The organism is Pantoea sp., assembly GCF_028283705.1.
Classification (GTDB): domain Bacteria; phylum Pseudomonadota; class Gammaproteobacteria; order Enterobacterales; family Enterobacteriaceae; genus Pantoea.
This window is the reverse complement of record NZ_JAPWKD010000034.1, coordinates 78087-96911: the sequence shown is the minus strand read 5'-3', so window position 1 is coordinate 96911 and position 18825 is coordinate 78087. Positions and strand designations below refer to the sequence as shown.

Annotated in this window: 13 protein-coding genes and 2 pseudogenes; 10 read left to right on the top strand and 5 right to left on the bottom strand. The window is 56.0% G+C overall.

Annotated elements, in window-relative coordinates; all coding sequences use genetic code 11:
• The first annotated feature begins 140 nt into the window (after positions 1 to 140).
• The gene (locus PW844_RS27200) at positions 141 to 2144 is read left to right on the top strand and encodes an NADPH-dependent 2,4-dienoyl-CoA reductase (RefSeq protein WP_299458934.1); all 2004 of its coding nucleotides are present in this window, start codon (positions 141 to 143) and stop codon (positions 2142 to 2144) included.
• Here the strand turns inward: PW844_RS27200 and rlmG are convergent, their stop codons facing one another.
• On the bottom strand, positions 2145 to 3263 hold the full coding sequence (gene rlmG / locus PW844_RS27195; protein WP_299458932.1) for a 23S rRNA (guanine(1835)-N(2))-methyltransferase RlmG: 1119 nt from the start codon (positions 3261 to 3263) through the stop codon (positions 2145 to 2147). It abuts the gene before it with no gap.
• Between the two features lie 81 nt (positions 3264 to 3344).
• Here rlmG and PW844_RS27190 point away from each other — a divergent pair, with 81 nt between their 5' ends.
• The 6 genes from PW844_RS27190 to PW844_RS27165 all read left to right on the top strand — a co-directional run bounded on the left by PW844_RS27190 (position 3345) and on the right by PW844_RS27165 (position 8801).
• A complete protein-coding gene (locus PW844_RS27190) occupies positions 3345 to 3845 on the top strand; it encodes a M48 family metallopeptidase (protein WP_299458930.1) in 501 nt (166 codons plus the stop codon).
• Positions 3846 to 3917: 72 nt separating this feature from the next.
• Positions 3918 to 4841: a LysR family transcriptional regulator gene (locus PW844_RS27185; RefSeq protein WP_299458929.1), complete on the top strand. Its 924-nt coding sequence runs from the start codon at positions 3918 to 3920 to the stop codon at positions 4839 to 4841.
• 131 nt (positions 4842 to 4972) lie between these two features.
• The gene (locus tag PW844_RS27180; RefSeq protein WP_299458926.1) at positions 4973 to 6262 is read left to right on the top strand and encodes an NAD(P)-binding domain-containing protein; all 1290 of its coding nucleotides are present in this window, start codon (positions 4973 to 4975) and stop codon (positions 6260 to 6262) included.
• A gap of 13 nt (positions 6263 to 6275) precedes the next feature.
• The gene (locus tag PW844_RS27175) at positions 6276 to 6974 is read left to right on the top strand and encodes an SDR family NAD(P)-dependent oxidoreductase (protein ID WP_299458924.1); all 699 of its coding nucleotides are present in this window, start codon (positions 6276 to 6278) and stop codon (positions 6972 to 6974) included.
• Positions 6975 to 7025: 51 nt separating this feature from the next.
• Positions 7026 to 8384 carry an MFS transporter gene (locus PW844_RS27170; protein WP_299458922.1) on the top strand — a complete coding sequence of 453 codons (1359 nt, stop codon included), beginning with the start codon at positions 7026 to 7028 and terminating at the stop codon, positions 8382 to 8384.
• Between the two features lie 36 nt (positions 8385 to 8420).
• The gene (locus PW844_RS27165) at positions 8421 to 8801 is read left to right on the top strand and encodes a Rid family hydrolase (RefSeq protein WP_299458920.1); all 381 of its coding nucleotides are present in this window, start codon (positions 8421 to 8423) and stop codon (positions 8799 to 8801) included.
• Positions 8802 to 8843: 42 nt separating this feature from the next.
• Here PW844_RS27165 and PW844_RS27160 read toward each other — a convergent pair whose 3' ends face one another.
• A complete protein-coding gene (locus tag PW844_RS27160; protein ID WP_299458918.1) occupies positions 8844 to 10532 on the bottom strand; it encodes a chloride channel protein in 1689 nt (562 codons plus the stop codon).
• Between the two features lie 151 nt (positions 10533 to 10683).
• On the opposite strand from PW844_RS27160, the gene PW844_RS27155 reads away from it, so the two are divergent.
• From PW844_RS27155 to sstT, 3 genes are all read left to right on the top strand, one after another.
• Complete coding sequence (locus PW844_RS27155) at positions 10684 to 11664, top strand: Gfo/Idh/MocA family oxidoreductase (RefSeq protein WP_299460452.1); 981 nt, start codon at positions 10684 to 10686, stop codon at positions 11662 to 11664.
• Positions 11665 to 11959: 295 nt separating this feature from the next.
• On the top strand, positions 11960 to 12931 hold the full coding sequence (locus PW844_RS27150; RefSeq protein WP_299458916.1) for a TerC family protein: 972 nt from the start codon (positions 11960 to 11962) through the stop codon (positions 12929 to 12931).
• A 232-nt stretch (positions 12932 to 13163) separates the two neighbouring features.
• Positions 13164 to 14390: a serine/threonine transporter SstT gene (gene sstT, locus PW844_RS27145; protein WP_299458914.1), complete on the top strand. Its 1227-nt coding sequence runs from the start codon at positions 13164 to 13166 to the stop codon at positions 14388 to 14390.
• Positions 14391 to 14425: 35 nt separating this feature from the next.
• Here the strand turns inward: sstT and PW844_RS27140 are convergent, their stop codons facing one another.
• The 3 genes and pseudogenes from PW844_RS27140 to uxaC all read right to left on the bottom strand — a co-directional run bounded on the left by PW844_RS27140 (position 14426) and on the right by uxaC (position 18793).
• A complete protein-coding gene (locus PW844_RS27140) occupies positions 14426 to 15916 on the bottom strand; it encodes a UxaA family hydrolase (RefSeq protein ID WP_299458912.1) in 1491 nt (496 codons plus the stop codon).
• A gap of 4 nt (positions 15917 to 15920) precedes the next feature.
• Positions 15921 to 17372: pseudogene (locus PW844_RS27135) on the bottom strand (tagaturonate reductase).
• Between the two features lie 2 nt (positions 17373 to 17374).
• Positions 17375 to 18793, bottom strand: a pseudogene (uxaC, locus tag PW844_RS27130) (glucuronate isomerase).
• Positions 18794 to 18825 lie beyond the last annotated feature (32 nt).

The window sequence follows — 18825 nt, the reverse complement described above, 5'->3', positions numbered from 1 at the left end:
GTAAAAGATGTCCGATTCTTGCGCCCGTACTTACCACCCTGCTTTTTTTGATGTGACTCACAGGCTGAATACGTCCCACTTCCTTCCTGATAAATACTCATTAAAGTCAACTCATCCGACCACTTTATTAGTGAGTGATTATGACTGAGTACCCTGCGCTGTTCGCCCCACTGGATCTGGGTTTTACCCAACTTAAAAACCGTTTTCTGATGGGTTCCATGCACACCGGTCTGGAAGAACATCGCGATGGCGCTGAACGGCTGGCCGCCTTTTATGCCGAACGGGCGCGTGAAGGCGTGGCGCTGATTGTCACCGGTGGCATCGCCCCCAATCCACAAGGCGTGGTGGCACAGGGTGGCGCGATTCTCCATCAGGAAAGTCAGTGCGGCTGGCACCGTAACATCACCGATGCGGTCCATGCTGCGGGGGGGAAAATTGCCCTGCAAATACTGCACGCGGGGCGCTACAGCTATCAACGCAATCTGGTGGCCCCTTCGCCGTTACAGGCACCGATCAATCCCTTTATGCCGCATGCGCTGAGCGAAGCGGATATCCTGCAAACCATTGCCGACTTCGCCCATTGTGCCCGGCTGGCGCAGCAGGCGGGCTATGATGGCGTGGAGATCATGGGTTCGGAAGGTTATCTGATTAACCAATTTCTGGTGGCGCACACCAACCAGCGCGGGGATGACTGGGGCGGCGATATCGCGCGACGTCAGCGTTTTGCGCTGGCGGTCACGCGGGCAGTGCGCGCTGCGGTGGGCAACGACTTCATCATTATCTTCCGTATTTCCATGCTGGATCTGGTGCATAACGGCAGCACGCTGGCCGAAACGCTACAACTGGCGTCAGGGCTGGAGCAGTGCGGCGTCACCTTGTTTAACAGCGGCATCGGCTGGCATGAAGCGCGAATTCCCACCATCGCCACCTGCGTGCCACGCGCCGGATTTGCCTGGGTAACGAAGCACCTGCGTGACCATGTTTCCGTACCGGTGATTGCCACCAACCGCATCAATCACCCGGCGGTGGCCGACGAAATAGTGCGTGACGGCATCGCCGATATGGTGTCGATGGCGCGCCCTTTCCTCGCTGATGCCGCATTTGTCAGCAAAGCCCAGGCCGGTAATGCCGATGCCATTAACACCTGTATCGCCTGTAATCAGGCTTGTCTCGATCAGATTTTTGTCGGCAAGGTGACGTCCTGCCTGGTCAATCCCCGCGCCTGCCATGAAACGCTGATGCCCGTGACCGCTGCCGCAACACCAAAACGGCTGGCGGTGGTTGGCGCAGGCCCGGCGGGAATGGCGTTTGCGTTACAGGCGGCGCAGCGCGGCCATCAGGTCACGCTGTATGAAGCCGGGGCGCAGATCGGAGGGCAATTCAACATTGCCCGGCAAATTCCCGGCAAAGAGGAATTCAGCGAAACGCTGCGCTACTTCCGCCATCAGCTTGCGGCCGCTGGTGTGGCCCTCCATACCCAATGCCGCGTCACGGCTGCGCAACTGGATGACGCCGATGAAGTGATCGTCGCCACCGGCATTGCCCCACGCCAGCTCACGCTACCCGGCATCGATCATCCCAGCGTTTTAAGCTATCTCGACGTGCTGCGCGATAAAAAGCCGGTGGGGCAACGCGTAGCGATTATTGGCGCGGGCGGCATTGGTTTCGATACCGCAGAATTTCTGCTGCATCAGGCCACACATCAGGAAGATTTCTATCAAAGCTGGGGCATTGATCATTCGTTGCAGGCGCGGGGAGGCTTAATACCTGCTGCGCCAGTGCCTGCCGATCGCCAGATCTGGCTGTTGCAACGCAAATCCGGCAAACCCGGTGCCGGGCTGGCAAAAACCACCGGCTGGATCCATCGCGCCAGCCTGCAAGCGCACGGCGTGAAAATGTGGGGGGATGTGGAGTACCTGAAGATTGATGATGAGGGGCTGCACCTGCGCCATCTGGGTGAGGACATCACACTGGCAGTGGATAACGTGGTGATCTGCGCCGGTCAGGAACCTCTGCGCGAACTGGCCGATCAACTCAGGGCGCGCGGTAAACCGGTCCGGCTGATTGGCGGTGCGGACGTGGCACAGGAGCTGGATGCCCGCCGCGCCATTGCACAAGCGACTGAGCTGGCGCTCAGCCTGTAATCAACGCAGTTTGACGGAACGCAACACCACAAACTTGGCGGTTGACGCCACTAGCGTGCAGTTGCCGAACAGCTTTTTCATCTTGTGATGATAATCGAGGTGGCGGTTGCCCACGATGCGCAACTCGCCGCCATATTGCAGACAACGTTTGGCATCACGCAGCATTTGCCAGGCCAGGTGATCGGTTACGGCATGCTGCTGGTGGAACGGCGGATTACACAACACCGCGTGCAGACGATCGGAGGGGAATCCGCTCAGCGCGTTGTTCACGCGGAACTGGCAGCGCGCTAAATCCTGCGGGCGGTTCACTTCGACGTTAAGACGGCTCGACGCCACTGCCATGTAAGACTCATCAAAGAACAGCACTTCAGCCTGTGGATTCTGCTCCAGCGCCATCAGGCCAATCACCCCATTACCGCAGCCGAGGTCGAGGATCTCCCCCTCCACATCATGTGGCAGATGCTGCATAAAAAAGCGTGCGCCAATATCCAGCGAGCTACGGGAAAACACGTTGGCGTGGTTATGGATTTGATAGTCAGTGTCATCCAGCGGCCAGACGGTGGTTGGTGACTGTGCAGCCAGCTTTGGCGCGGTGTAATGGCTATAGACCAGACGCGCCTTTTTCCATGCCAGCGAGGTTTTGCTTTCACCAAGAATGCGCTCAAACAGTTGCAGGGTGGAGCTATGGATATCTTTGGCTTTCGCCCCGGCCAGAATCAGCGTCTCAGGCGTCACCACATCACGCAGCGCACGCAGCTGATGCTCCAGCAATGCCAGGGTTTTAGGGATTTTGATCATCACCACCGCCGGGGCGGCAGGCAGCGCCGCCAGGCTGTCGAGAAACTGCACCTGATCTTCATCCATATCATTGAGGCGCAGGTTTTGCCGTGCCGCTTGCTGACTGAGCCATGAATCGCTGACATGCCAGACCTGACGATTATGCAGTCCGCAGGTCAGCGCACCGAAGCTGTCATTAAATAACAGTACCGGGCCGTCCGGCAGCGCCTGCTGCAACAGATATTCATCTGCCGCATCCCACGCCTGCAAAGGGCTTTCTTCGCGCATCGGCGGAAAGCGGTGCAGCGTCAGGGTGCGATCGGTCAGTTCAAGTTGGCTCATGGAATCTCCGGCGTGGTACACTTTGCGCGATTTTCGCCCTAAAAAGGGGGCGCAGTATACTGTCTTTCGCCGGGAATCCCAATGTCATTAATCTATCTGCAGGGCTACCCTGAACATATCCTCAGCCAGGTACAGACGCTGATTGAGCAGCAACGTCTCGGCGCTTTTTTACAACAGCGCTATCCCGATATGCACGATCTGGTGAGCGATAAAGCACTGTACGATTACACCCAGGGACTGAAAAATCGCTACATGCGCAGCGCGCCGCCGGTGAGCAAAGTGATTTGGGATAATAAAATCAAGGTGATGAAGCACGCCCTTGGCCTGCACACCGCCATCTCTCGTGTGCAGGGTGGCAACCTGAAATCCAAAGCCGAAATCCGCATCTCCACCTTTTTCCGTCTCGCGCCGGAAGCCTTTCTGCGCATGATCGTGGTGCACGAACTGGCGCATCTGAAAGAGAAGGATCACAGCAAAGCCTTCTATCAACTCTGCTGTCATATGGAGCCGGATTATCATCAGCTGGAGTTCGATGCCCGGCTGTGGATGACCGAGCAGGCGCTGCGTGGTAACGCCGCCTGATACCTTTGCTTTTCCCGTCGTAGCACATATGCTCAGAGGCGTCTGATTTCCCTCACTTAATGGGTTGGTGCTATGACACTCCAGCAGCTGAACTATTTTCTTGCCGCCATTGATTTTGGCACCATCTCGAAAGCGGCTGAGGCACTACATATCTCTCAACCGTCACTGTCAGACCAGATCTTACGACTGGAAAGCGAGATGGGCACCCATCTGTTTATTCGTACCAATCGTCGTCTGATTCTGACTGAGGCCGGATCGCGGCTCGAACCGCATGCTCGCGCGACCACTCAAGCGGCACAACGCGGTTATGAAGCGGTGCAATCGGTGCGCCAGCTTAAGGATGGTCTCGCCTCGTTCGGCACTTTTAGCTCCGCCTATCAATATTTTCTCGCCGACCTGATTTGTGAGTTCCGCACACGCTATCCGGGGGTACGGATGCGGTTGATCGGCACCAATTCCTCAGAAGTGGCTCGTTCAGTGATTGATGGCGAAATTGAAGCGGGCCTGGTGATGCTGCCAGTAAACAACAAAAATCTGGTGATCAGTGAACCCGTGTGGTCAACGCAAATTGGTTATATCTCAGCCAGCGATGCACGACTGGCAGGCAGTAAAGATATGCAGGCATTGCTAAACGCCCCTCTCATACTGAGTGAAGCGACCTGGCATAACAGCGATCCGATTCGCCGTCTGCTTAACCAACGGGCGCAGGAGATTGGCGCCCGGCTGGAGCCAATTATTGAAGTAGAACACCAGGAAACCGCACTGGAACTGGCAGCGCGGGGATTGGGAGATCTTATCGCTACCCGTCCGATCCTCCACCATCTTGGTTATGGTGACAAACTCAAGTGGGTGCCGATCGAACCTCCGGCTTTTGAAGTGTTCGCCTTTATCCACCGCGCGGATACCGCGATCTCATCCGCCACTCGCGAAATGATGCAGCTAATGCGACGTTATTTGCAGGAGGTGCAGATGGCTTACAGCCATATCGAATGCTGATGGAAAACGGTGGGTATAGGGCAAACCTATATGAACCAAAATCATAACCCTATTCATCCCGCGCAAATAGCCGTTTAAAACTATGTCAATCACGTTACCCCAATGTTGCAATAACTTTGCAGGAGAGACGTATGACATCACAGGCGCGCTATTGTGTGATTGGTGCAGGCGCTGCTGGCCTGGCAGCGTTACGCACTTTGCAAGAACTGGGCATCCATGCCGATTGCTTCGAAAAAAGCGGCCAGGTCGGCGGCCACTGGCACCATGACTATGATGCCCTGCATCTGATTACCCCGAAGAAAAGTTCCGGTTTTGATGGCTTCCCAATGCCAGAGACATGGCCGGTCTACCCCAGCCGCGATCAGGTCCGGCAGTACATCGACAGCTACGCCGGGCACTTTGACCTGAGAGAGAAAATTCATTTTAACAGCACAGTTGAACGCATTGTGCCGCTGGGCACTGCGGGCGGCGAGGGCTGGCAGGTTACCGTAAATGGGCAGACACGTCACTACCAGGGCGTGCTGGTCGCCAATGGGCATCTGTGGGACTGCGCTTTTCCTGCGGAAGCGAACCACTTCAGCGGCATCTCACTGCATTCCGGCCAGTATCGCAACACCGATCAACTTCAGGGTAAGGTGCTGGTGGTGGGCTGTGGTAACTCCGGCTGCGACCTGGCGGTTGACGCCGCACAGCATCGCCTGACGACCGATATCGTGATTCGCCGGGGTCAGGTGTTCCAGCCAAAAGCGCTGCTCGGCGTGCCACGTGCCGAGATCCCTTTCCTTAACCAACTGCCGCCAGAATTACAAAACGCCTTTACTCAGGTAATGACGATGATTTCTGTCGGAAACTGGGAAAATTATCCCGGAATGCCGCAGCCGGAAAGCTGGGATTTGGAAAAACAACCACCGGTGGTCAACACCCTACTGATGTACTGGATCCAGCATGGCCGTATCGGCGTGCGTCCGGCTATTGAACATATCGACGGCAAAACGGTGCATTTCAGCGATGGCAGTGCCGCCGAGTACGACAGCATTCTCTGGGCTACCGGTTTTCATACTCGTTTACCGTTCCTCGATGAAACCCTGCTCGACTGGGAGGATGGTGTGCCGCTGCGCACCGCCGCCATGACCCTGCCAACCACGCTTGAGAACCTTTATTTTGTCGGTCTTTCCGCGCCGCGTGGCCCGCAGTGGCCGACCTACTGCCAGCAAACGCGTCTTATCGCCCGCATGATTCAGCTGCGCGAGCAAGGCGTGCCCAATATCGCCAGCCTGCTGGCGGCACAACAGCCGCATGAGGCACGCATCGATATTGTTCGCCGCCTGTGGCAAGCCAACCTCGACGAAACCTGGCGCACGCTGGACCTACTGGAAACCATGCATAGCAGCCTGCTGCGCAACGCTCCCCTCACCGCCTGACTGGAGAAATACCATGAACACACAACAACCTGTCGCCCTGGTCACCGGTGCTGCCTCCGGTATGGGCAAAGCCGTGATGGCGAAGTTTCAGCGCGAAGGCTGGGCGGTGGTCGCCATCGACCGTAGCGAAATGCCGACACAGCCCGGTATCACGCCGGTGGTCGCCGATATCACCTGCTACAGCGCATTACGTGAAGCGGTAGCCGGAGCGTTACAGGGCCGTCGCGTCAGTGCGCTGATCAACGCGGCGGGGATTTTCCCGGTCTCCACGCTGGAGAGCAGCAACGATGCGCTCTATCGCCAGATTTTCGACGTCAACGTGCTGGGCAGCGTCAATACCGCGAAAGTCGCCAGCGAATTTATCAGCGCCCAGGGCGGCGCGTTGCTGATGTTCGCTTCGGTCGATGCCTTTGCCGTCTCCCCCGGCCAGTTGCTGTATAGCGCTTCAAAAGCCGCCGTGGTGTCGCTGGTGAAATCGCTGGCGATTGAGTTGGTCGGGAAAAAGATCGTGGTAAACGCCATCGCCCCCGGCTGGGTCGAGACCGAAGGCACGCTGAAAAGCGGACGGATCCTTGAAGGTGTGAAAGCCGTGCCGATGCAGCGCGCGGCCAGTGTCGGAGAGATCGCCGACTGGGTGTGGGCCTTCAGTTCACAACCGGGGTATATCACCGGCGAAACCCTGGTCATCTCCGGGGGCAGTTATATGCGTTAAGCAGTTTATTCACAGGCGTCGTACTCCAATTCCAACAGACAGGGTAAGACAATGAAACAACAAACAATAAATCCAGCACTTCAGGGAGCAGTTCGCTATGTAAAGGAGCGACCAACATCACGTCAGATGGCACGGGACGGCAATTTAACCCGTGCAGTTACCGGCGTCACGCTGGGGAATATGGTGGAATGGTTCGATTTCGCCATCTACTCCTCCATGGCGATGACAATGGCAAAAGTGTTCTTCCCCACCACCAATAGCTACAACGAATTGATCGCTATTTATGCCGCGTTTGCCGCCGGGTTTCTTATTCGTCCATTAGGGGGTTTTCTGTTTGGCCCGATTGGCGATAAATATGGCCGCCGTACCGCACTGGTTGCCAGCATCAGCCTGATGTCGGTCGCCACGCTTTGCATCGCGCTGATCCCCGGCTACCACAGTATCGGCATTGCTGCGCCGATTCTGCTGGTACTGATGCGCATGTTGCAGGGCCTCTCAACCGGCGGTGAATATGGCGGATCCTGCATTTTTATCGCTGAGCATAGCCCGGATAAACGCCGTACTTTTTTCACCAGTTGGCTGGAGTTTGGCAACATTTCCGGCTTCCTCGTGGGCGGTATTATCGTCAATGTGATCAGCAATGCGCTGGGTGACGCCACCATGGTCGCCTGGGGCTGGCGGGTGCCTTTTGTCATTGCCGGGTTGCTGGGCATTGTGGCGCTGTTTATCCGCTTACGCGTCGATGAAACCCCGGTATTCCGTGCAATGCAGGCAGGTAAAGCCAGAGCAGAAGCCCATGCCCCGGCACGCTGGACATTATTCCTCAAAGAGTGGCCGCAGTTGCTGCGCTGCGCCGGTTTAGTCGCCACCTTCAATATCAATTACTACATCGTGCTGGGTTATATCCCCAGCTACCTGGTGAGTTTTATGGGGAAATCCGCTGAGTTCAGCGCCCGGTTGTCGCTGATTGCCACCCTGGCGCTACTCCTGTTTATCCCGCTGTTCGGCATGCTGGGGGACCGGGTTGGCAGAAAGCGCATGCTTATCACCGGCTGTGTACTCATCATCCTCTCTGCGGTTCCCGTTTTCTGGGCGATTCAAAGCCACGGTTTGAGCGCAATTGTCATGGGTATGGCGGTGTTGATTCTCGGCATGCTGTTTTTTGAAGGCACCATCCCCGCCACCCTAACCTCGCTATTCGGTACCACCGTACGCTACAGCTGCTTTGCCATTAGCTACAACCTGTCCGTTTCCGTGCTTGGCGGCACCGCGCCACTGGTGAATACCTGGCTGATTGAAAAAACCGGCATCACGCTGATCCCAGCGTATTACCTGATGGGTGGCGCGATCCTCGGTTTGCTGGCGCTGTGGAAAATGCAGGACCGCACCGGCCAGGCGCTGCCATCCTAATCCCTCTTTATCACCTGTGTATCTATGGAGCATAAAATGAGCCTGACCACTAAAGTAAAAATCTCTTCCGGCGGTGCCTATGAGTCCGTTTTTGGTTACTCACGTGCCGTCAAAGCTGACAATCAGCTACATATTTCGGGCACCTGCGCCACGCCGGATTTTGAAAAGGCGGATGCTTACGAGCAGACAAAATCGATCCTGAACACCATCGCCCGCGTGGTACAGCAGGCAGATATGGAGATGGAGGATGTGGTGCGCACCGTGGTATATGTGCGTGACATCAACGATGCGGAAAAGGTCGCAAAGGCGCATCTTGAGACTTTTGGCACCATCCGTCCGGCCAGCACCATTGTGCAGGTGGATTCGATGCTCAGGACCTGGCAGCGGGTAGAAATCGAAACTTACGCCATTCGTTAAACCGGCAGCAGCGCCCCATGCTGGGCGCTGCCATGGACAGGATTACAAAAACTCCTGTGCCTTCTGAATCAAACTGGTTTTCGTCAGCGCGCCAAGGAAAAGTCGCTCCTGTGGATTGTTCAGCACCGGCAGGCGCTCCAGCGTCACGCGGGCAAACGCTTCCCAGCCTTCGCGCATGCTTTGGTTCTGATAAATAAACGGAAAATTGCTGTCCATCACCGTACTCACCGGTGATTGCAGCGTGATCTCCTCCGCCAGCACTTTGCGCGCAATATCATGAATCGATACCACCCCCAGAAACTGGCCGCTGGCATTGATGACATAGACATAACGCTCGCGCTTGAGCGAACTCACCGCCAGCGCCTGACCAACCGATTCATCCGGTTGCAGCGCTGCGCCGGGGATGATCAGTTGGTCAACGCGCATGTTGTCGAAATCATATTTGGCTTCAGAACGGCTGAGATGCCCACTCACCACCGGATAGGTGCTGGCGGATTGCAGACGATAAACCAGCATTGACGCCAGCACCGACGCAATCATCAGCGGGAACAACAGGCTGCTGTTGAGCGTCATTTCCAGCACCATCAACATCGCCATCAGCGGGGCCTGGCTGACCGCCGCCAGCACCGCCGCCATGCCGATAGCGGCATACAGCAGCGTATCGCCCACCGGTAAATGCAACGTGGCACCGAAGGTGGCAAGCAACGCCCCCAGCAATGCACCCATTAATAAGGAAGGGGTGAACAATCCGCCAACCGCGTTTGATCCGACCGAAAGCGTGGTCGCCAGGGTTTTCAGGATCAACAAACCCAGCAAGCCCCCCAGCAGATAATGACCCTCGATGATTTTAATGATCACTTCATAGCCGTTACCCAGAATATCGGTGGAGATCAGCGCCAGAAAACCCACGGCCAGACCACCGGCACCGAGACGCAACGGCAGCGAACGGACGCGCCCAAATAGCGCTTTGCTGCGTGCAATCAGTTTGATCAGCAACCAACCCGCCAGCCCGGAGGCCAGCCCAATCAGCACCGTCATCAACAGGCTGGTCATATTCAGCTGGAAACTGACGTCAGACAAGGGATAGAGCGCGTTGCGGAAGCCCAGTGACCACATGGTCATCACCGCCACGGCAGAAGCGATAACCAGCGGAATCAGCCGCTGCAACGCGGAAATGCCAAAGGCAATTTCTGCGACAAAGATCGCCGAAGCCAGCGGCGCGTGATACACCGACGACAACCCGGCAGCGGCTGCCATCGCCACAATATCGCTATTACGCAGACCGAGTGATTTCGGCAACCAACGGCCAATTAAGCTGCCACACAGCGCCGAAAGCTGCACCATCGGCCCTTCTTTACCTATCGATGCGCCACTGCCGATACTGGCAATCGATGACAGGGCGCGAAACAGTGAAGTTTTGGTCGGCACCGCATCCAGCCGGGCGTTGATCACTTCGAGGTAATCTGTTTTCACCGTTTCCTGCTGCTCAATGCTGACGGCATAACGCAAAAACCACCCCGCCAGCAAGCCACCAGCGCCCACCAGCAGCGGCCAGAAAATCCACGGCCAGACATGCATCGCCACGGTGATTTCACTATCACTGTGAAATAACAGACGGTTAATCAGATCGATAACCCCGCGAAAAGCGAGCGTCACCAGTGAGGCCGCGCAACCGACCGGGATGGCAATCAGCAATGTGGTCCAGTTCAGTGCATGTTTACTTCCACTCACCCGCGCGTCCTCTTCTGTCCGGGATAAAAATCATAGCTGCATCATCATATTGGAATGCGGATCTCAGGATCAAATTTCGCCTGTGTTTGCTAATTACGTCACCGTGCCAGCATGCTACTCTGCCGTTTTATCCCTGCCGGAGAAACCGCACGTGATTCGCTTCGCTATTGTGGGAACCAACTGGATTACCCGCCAGTTTATCGACGCCGCACATGAAAGCGGCAAAATGAAACTGAGCGCCGTTTATTCACGCCAGCAGCAGCAGGCTGAAGCCTTCGCCAACGATTATCCCTGCAAGCACATCTTCACCTCGCTTGAGGCGATGGCCGCCAGCGACGCCATCGACGCGGTCTATATCGCCAGCCCGAACGCGCTGCACTGTGAACAGGCACTGCTGTTTATGTCGCACGGCAAGCATGTGATTTGCGAAAAACCGCTAGCCTCCAACCTGCGTGAAGCGGAAGCAATGATCGCCTGCGCGCGTGAAAACCAGGTGGTGCTGTTCGAAGCCTTCAAAACCGCCAGCCTGCCGACCTTTTTGCAGCTGCAAAAATCCCTGCCGCAGATTGGCAAAATGCGCAAGGCGCTGCTGAATTACTGCCAGTATTCCTCCCGCTATCAGCGTTATCTGGCAGGGGGAAACCCCAATACCTTTAACCCGCAATGGTCCAACGGTTCCATTATGGATATCGGATATTACTGCCTTGCGGCTGCGGTCACCTTATGGGGCGAACCCCAGCAGGTGACCGCCCAGGCTTCACTGCTGGAAAGTGGCGTGGATGCACATGGCGTGGCGGTGCTGGGCTATGGCGATTTCGATGTAACGATTCTGCATTCTAAGGTGAGTGATTCATTGATACCGAGCGAAATTCAGGGCGAGGCTGGCTCACTGGTGATTGAGAAAATCTCCGAGTGCCAGCAGTTGCGCTTTATCCCACGCGGCGGTGAGAGCCAGAATCTGACGCAGATGCAGCACATCAACACTATGCTGTATGAAGCCGAAACCTTTTCCCGGTTGGTGAATGGGGGTCAGGTGGAGCATCCCGGTCTGCAAACGTCGCGTATCACCGCTGCATTGCTGACAGAAATTCGTCGCCAGACGGGTGTCATTTTCCCGGCAGATAATCCGTAGCGGCACGTTTTTATCCGTCCGAACGGAATCTCCGTCCAGGTAAATATTTCAAAATATTTCCTGCACCCCATTGCTTCCCGGCGCAGTGGCAAGTATGTTAGCCAACGCAAAGGGGAGTAACTTATAAGCTGATTGATCGTCATTACGATGCATTAAGCATCCGGTCATCAGGCAACCCGGAATCCATTCTGAGTTGTAAGTGAGACCTTGCCGGAAGGCGAGGTTTGCTTATAACAAAAAAGCGGCTGACGTCTTCTGACTTCGGCCTTTTTTATTTTCAGGACAGGATACGTTTATGCAAACTGTAGGCACGCCACTGCTGTGGGGCAGTTTTGCCGTTGTAGTGTTGATCATGCTGGCGATTGATCTCTTGCTCCAGGGACGTCGCGGCGCACAAACCATGTCATTCAAACAGGCGGCAATCTGGTCGCTGATTTGGGTCTCAGTCTCCTTGCTGTTCAGCGCCGCGTTCTGGTGGTATCTCGACGGCAGTGCCGGGCGCGAAGTGGCAACGGCGCAAACCCTTGCCTTCCTTACCGGCTACATCCTGGAAAAAGCATTGGCAGTGGATAACGTCTTCGTCTGGCTGATGCTGTTTAGCTACTTTGCCATTCCGGCCCAGCTACAACGCCGTGTACTGATCTACGGTGTATTGGGCGCGATCGTGCTACGAACCATCATGATTTTCGGTGGCAGCTGGCTGGTCACACAATTCAGCTGGATTCTGTATATCTTCGGTGCCTTCCTGCTGTTCACCGGCCTGAAGATGGCGCTGGCGAAAGAGGACGATGACAACGCGGTGGGCGATAAGCCGCTGGTGCGCTGGCTGCGTAAACACCTGCGCATGACCGAGAGTCTGGAAGGAGAGAAATTCTTCACCCGCAAAAACGGTGTGCTGTTCGCCACCCCGCTGCTGCTGGTGTTGATCATGGTGGAACTGAGCGACGTCATCTTCGCCGTTGACAGTATCCCGGCTATCTTTGCCGTCACCACTGATCCCTTTATCGTTCTGACCTCAAACCTGTTCGCTATCCTCGGCCTGCGTGCCATGTACTTCCTGCTGGCCAACGTGGCGGAGCGCTTCTCGATGCTGAAATACGGCCTGGCCATTGTGCTGGTGTTTATCGGTATCAAGATGCTGATTGTTGAGTTCTACCATATCCCGGTAGCCATCTCGCTAACGGTGGTTGGGGTGATTCTGGGGGGGACACTGCTGATTAATGCCTGGGTTAACCGCAGAAACGACCAGAAGAAGATCTCATCATAATCTGCTGCGGGGGCGTTAATCGCCCCTGCTTTATTTTGCGACATAACACTCCATCCTGCCAATATTCTGCAACAATCGATATCATCAGTAGATCAAAAATCCACACTCACCACAAACCACAGAATTATCTCTTTCTTCACCGAATGTTTTCCTTATACTCCGCCAGCTACACTATCGCCGTGCGGTGATTCCGCGCAGCAAACTTATTACCGACAAATAAAAAGATCGTGATATGCAAACAAACATCATTGGACGACTCGGCGCGCTGTTCGCAGGCAGCCTGGTAAAACAAATTATGCTGGGACTGATTGCCGGTGTGGCACTGGCCTGGTTTTCGCGCGATGCGGCGCTGGCCGTTGGCCTGCTGGGTGAGCTGTTCGTTCGCGCCCTGAAAGCGGTGGCTCCGCTGCTGGTACTGGTACTGGTGATCTCGTCGATTGCCAATCACCAGCAAGGGCAAAAAACCAATATCCGCCCGATTATCATGCTGTATCTGCTGAGCACGTTTTTCGCGGCCATCGTTGCGGTGGTGTTCAGCCACCTGTTCCCACAGATGCTGTCGATGAACGTTGGCAAGACCGAAATCACCCCACCCTCTGGTATTGCTGAGGTGTTACATGGCCTGCTGATGAGCATGGTGTCGAACCCGATTGATGCTCTGATGAACGCCAATTACATCGGCATTCTAGTGTGGGCACTGGGCCTGGGTCTGGCGTTTCGTCATGCCAGCCCGAGCAGCAAAGCCTTTCTCAACGATGCCTCGAATGCCGCCACCTGGGTGGTACGCTGTGTGATCCGTTGCGCCCCGCTGGGGATTTTTGGCCTGGTGGCGTCGATTCTGGCTTCAACCGGTTTTGATGCGTTGTGGGAATATGCCAGCCTGCTGTCATTGTTGATCGGCTGTATGCTGCTGATGGCGCTGGTGGTTAACCCGCTGCTGGTGTTTAACAAAATCCGCCGTAATCCCTACCCGCTGGTCTTCACCTGCATACGTGAAAGTGGCGTCACTGCCTTCTTCACCCGCAGTTCGGCAGCCAATATTCCGGTGAATATGGCGCTGGCAAAACGTCTGGGTCTCGATGAAGACACCTATTCCGTCTCGATTCCGCTGGGTGCCACGATCAGTATGGCGGGGGCGTCAATCACCATCACCGTGCTGACGCTGGCTGCTGTGCATACACTGGGGATTTCTGTCGATGTGCCCACCGCGATTTTGCTTAGCCTGGTGGCCTCGCTGTGCGCCTGTGGAGCTTCTGGCGTCGCCGGTGGTTCGTTGCTGCTGATTCCGGTCGCCTGCAATATGTTTGGTATTCCCAATGACCTGGCAATGCAGGTAGTAGCGGTCGGTTTCATTATCGGTGTGCTGCAGGATTCTGCCGAAACCGCACTGAACTCCTCAACGGATATTCTGTTTACCGCAGCGGTGTGTCAGGCCGAAGCGGAGCGTTCAGCAGCATAAAAACCAGGAGCGCATTTATGCGCTCCTGATCCAATTTACAACGTGACGCCGCTTTTAAAAATCGCTAACTCACGGAAATCATTGGCTTCATTACGGCTGGGTTTACCGTTGGCAATGGCGACAATCATGTCGACAAAATCCGCCAGCATCGCCTCCATGCTCATGCCTTCAATCAGCCGTCCGGCATTAAAATCAATCCAGTGGGGCTTCTTCTCCGCCAGTTGCGTATTGGTGGCAATTTTCACCGTCGGGACAAAGCCGCCATAAGGCGTACCCCGCCCCGTCGTGAACAGCACCATATGGCAGCCCGCTCCCGCCAGTGCGCTGGTGGCGACCGCATCATTGCCCGGGGCGCTCAATAGATTCAGACCCGGCGTTTTCAGCCGTTCGCCATATTTCAGCACATCCACCACCTGGCTCTGCCCGGCTTTTTGCGTGCAGCCCAGCGATTTCTCCTCCAGCGTGGTGATGCCCCCGGCTTTATTGCCCGGTGAAGGGTTCTCGTAAATCGGCTGCTGATGATCGATAAAGTAGCGCTTGAAGTCGTTAATCATTGCCACGGTTTTATCAAAGGTGGACTCATCCCGGCAGCGGCTCATCAGAATGCGCTCGGCGCCAAACATCTCCGGTACTTCGGTCAGCACCGTGGTGCCACCATTGGCAATCATCTGATCGGAGAAACGCCCCAGCATCGGGTTGGCGGTGATGCCAGAAAAGCCATCGGACCCACCACACTCAAGCCCAAATTTTAATTCGCTCAGCTTGCCCGGCTGACGCTGGTCATACCGCATTACGTTATACAACGCATGCAGCCGCTCCAGCCCCGCTTCGACTTCATCATCCTGCTGCTGACACACCATAAACTGCACACGATCGCTGTCGAAGCCGCCCAGCGTGTCGCGGAACACATCAACCTGATTGTTCTCGCAACCGAGGCCAATCACCAGCACCGCACCTGCGTTGGGGTGTCGTACCATGTTCTGCAACATAGTACGGGTGTTTGCATGATCCTGGCCCAGCTGCGAGCAGCCAAACGGATGGCTGAACAGATGCACGCCGTCGATCCCTGCCGCATCATCCGTCTCTTTCAGGAAACGTTGCAGGATCTGCCGGGCAATACCGTTAACGCAGCCAACAGTCGGCAGGATCCACAGTTCATTGCGGATCCCCACTTCACCATTGGCGCGCCGATATATTTGTACCTCGCGATCCCCGGCCTGTGGCGGTAACGCAATAAAATCAGGCTGGTAATCATATTCATCCAGATCGCTCAGATTGGTACGGGCGTTCTGTGAATGGATAATTTCGCCTGCGGCGATCGGTGTCGTGGCATGGGCGATGGGTAATCCGTATTTGATCACCAGCGCATCGGTTGCCAGCGGTTGCAGGGCAAATTTATGCCCGCGTCCTACCGCCTGCTGCAACTCAACACGCACGTTATTGATTTCAACCTGGGTATGGGCTTCCAAATCGCGCAACGCCACGGCGACGTTATCGCGTGAATGTATTCTTATCGCATCTTGCATAGCGTTATCTCAGTTGTGTCAGCGCCGTTCGCATCCCATGAACGATGATGTTTTGCAGGTGATGGCTTACCGCAGCCACCAATCCTGGCTGCCGGGTTAAATCTTCACCCCAGTGGCTGGCGTCGCTCAGTACCGCACGCACCAGTTGCTCCGGGGTTTGCTGATCCGCTTCCAGCGCTGGCCACAGCTCAGCATAGCGTTGCAGCCAGTGGGCATCGTCCTGCAGCGGCCAGCTTTTATCGCCCTGTTTGCCACGATAAAACGCCAACAGTGCCGCAAAGGCAAAGGTCAGACGTGGAGGCCAGCTGCCCTGATTTTGCTGCGCCAGCAACAGCTGTGGCAGAATCCGGGTGCGGAATTTGGTCATGCCGTTCAGCGCAATCGACAGCAGCGCATGGCGAATAAAGGGATTGCGGAAGCGACGCTGTACCGCGTCGGCAAAGGCATGCAGCTCCGCAGGCGGCAGGTCGAGCGTCGGGATCACTTCTTTACGCAGCAATTCATCAACGAAGCTGGCGATCTGTGCATCATTCATCGCCTCGCCCACGCTCTCAAGCCCCGCCTGAAACGCCACCGGCACCATCGCCGTATGCGCGCCATTGAGGATCGCCACTTTCTGCGCTTTATAAGGCGTGATGTCGTCAACCAGTCGTACTTCCGGTGCCAGCGCCGCCAGCTTCAGCTCCCGCGCCAGCGCATCCGGCCCCTGAATCACGAACTGGTAATACACCTCGGCCGTATCAAGGAAGGTATCTTCGTAGCCCAGTTGGGCTGCAATTTGATCTGCGTCGCCACGGGAAACCGGTGACGATGCGGTCCACCAGAGTGTTATAAAACGCGCAATGCTGCTGGACCCAACGGGTAAACGCCTCGGGCAGTTGCCAGTGTTCGGCATAGCGCAGCACCAGCTCGCGCAGCGTATCGCCGTTGTAATCAATCAACTCACAGGGAACGATCAACCAGCCTTTATCGGCGGCACCGGAAAAATGCAGGTAACGCGCCCACAGCAGCTGGGTCAGTTTGCCGGGAAAAGAGGAGGCTGGCGCATCGTCCAGTTGGTCCTGCTCAGCAAACGCGATACCGGCTTCGGTGGTATTCGAAAAGACAAAACGCATCTGCGGATTGCGTGCCAGTGCGAGGAAATCGTCAAACTGCTGATAAGGCTGAATTTCACAGTTCAGGCTGCGAATCAGACGGGTTTCGCTGACCTGTTCACCCGCCGTATTCAGCCCGCGAATCAGCGTGGTATACAATCCATCCTGCTGATTCAGTGAATCCTGCACATCGGCCTGTTGCTGGGACGCACCACCACCACACCCGCATCGGTGCCCTGATGTTCATTCAGCCAGTCAAGCTGCCAGTCGATAAAGGCGCGCAGGAAATTACCTTCCCCGAACTGAATGACGCGATCGGTATAGTGAGCGCCGGGAAAATCGTGACGGTTAAGCCGCTGCATCATCAGGCTCCTAACTCTATGCCAAAATAGTCACGCGCATTGTTAAAGCAGATGTTTTGTACCATCTGTCCCAGCAGCGCTTCGTCTGCGGGTGCTTCACCGCGTTCTACCCAGTTGCCAATCATCTGGCACAGCAGACGGCGGAAATATTCGTGACGGGTATAGGACAGGAAGCTACGGCTGTCGGTCAGCATGCCGACAAAACGGCTTAACAGGCCCAGCTGCGCCAGCTGGGTCATCTGACGTTGCATACCGTCTTTCTGATCGTTAAACCACCACGCAGAACCAAACTGCATCTTGCCCGGCTCGCCTTCACCCTGGAAATTCCCGGCCATGGTCGCCAGCACTTCGTTATCGCGCGGGTTCAGGCCATACAGGATGGTTTTCGGCAACGCATTCTGGCGGTTCTGCGCATCCAGCAGGCGAGCCAGCGGGATCCGCCAGCGGCGGATCGTTGATGGAGTCAAAGCCCACGTCCGGCCCCAGCAGTTTGAACTGACGCAGGTTGTTATTACGCAGCGCGCCGATGTGGTACTGCTGTACCCATTCGCGACGGGCATATTCGCTGCCCAGCCACACCAGTACCGCCGTTCTGAACTGCGCAGTTTCCTCTGCCGACGGGGCACTACCCTGTAAACGACGCGCCAGAATGCTATCGAGCGTGGCCTCATCCGCTTCGGCATACACCACCACATCCAGCGCGTGGTCAGAAACCTTGCACCCGTGGGCGGCGAAGTGGTCGAGACGTTTGCTTAAGGCGCGGCGCAGAAGTCGCCGAAAGCGCTGATGCGGTGTCGGAAACTGCTTCCAGACGCTTCCAGGTAATCGTTAAAGGTCGCCAGCTCAATGTTGAAAGCTTTATCCGGGCGCCAGCTCGGCAGCACTTTGACGTTAAAACTTTTGTCCTGCGCCAGCGCGTGGTGATGGCGCAGGTCGTCGAGCGGATCGTCAGTGGTGCCGACCATTTTGACCTTCATCTGTTGCATGATGCCGCGGGCGCTGAACGCATCCTGTGCCAGCAATGCGTTGCAGCTGTCCCAGATTCGGTCTGCCGTCTGCTCAGACAGCAGAACATCGGTGATGCCGAACGGACGACGCAGTTCGAGATGCGTCCAGTGATAGAGCGGATTACCAATGGTGTGCGGCACGGTGCGCGCCCAGGCGTTAAATTTTTCGCGATCGCTGGCATTACCGGTGCACAGGGCTTCCGGTACGCCATTGGCACGCATCGCTCGCCACTTGTAGTGGTCGCCTTTCAACCAGATGTCATAGAGGTTAGTAAAGCGGTAGTTTTCGGCAATCTGCTGTGGCGGCAAATGGCAGTGATAATCGAAAATCGGCTGGTCTTTGGCGTAGTCATGATAGAGACGACGCGCAAATTCGCTATCCAGTAAAAAATCCTCACTCATAAAACGCGGCATACCTGCTTCCTCATTTTTGTAGCCTGTCGGCT